The 508-nt window shown below is 70.1% G+C and carries 1 pseudogene; it reads left to right on the forward strand.

The features are described 5' to 3' along the window. A pseudogene (locus tag A9X04_RS06985) lies at positions 1–508 on the forward strand (magnesium-translocating P-type ATPase); the annotation flags it as partial.

A 508-nucleotide genomic window follows, 5' to 3' on the forward strand; every position in this document is an offset into this window, starting at 1 on the left:
GCATCACGCCACAGCTTCTCCCCGCGGTGGTCAGCACCAGCCTGGCGACCGGTTCCCGACAACTGGCCAAAGCCAAGGTGCTCGTCAAGCGGTTGGTCTGCATCGAGGACCTCGGCGACATCGACATCCTGATCACCGACAAGACCGGAACCTTGACGGAGGGACGGATCCGGCTGGTGGACGCCGTCGACGCCGGCGGTGCGCACAGCGACCCGGTCCGCCGGCTCGGCCTGCTGGCCACCGATGTGGACCCGGAAACCGCCGGCGCCAGCGCGAATTCGCTCGACGCCGCACTCTGGGAATCGTCCGGGGCGCAGCAACTGGTGGGCGGTTCTACGCGCCGGGTCGCGATGCTGCCGTTTGACCACGAACGCCGCGCGACTTCGGCGCTGGTCGACGACGACGGGAACCGGGTGCTGGTGGTCAAGGGGGCGCCCGAGCAGGTGCTGGCCCAGTGCCTGGCCGTCCCGGCGGCGGTGGAGGAGACCCTGGCTGCGTTGTTCGCCGC

The sequence above is a fragment of the Mycobacterium sp. E3247 genome (genome assembly GCF_001667785.1).
Classification (GTDB): Bacteria; Actinomycetota; Actinomycetes; order Mycobacteriales; family Mycobacteriaceae; genus Mycobacterium.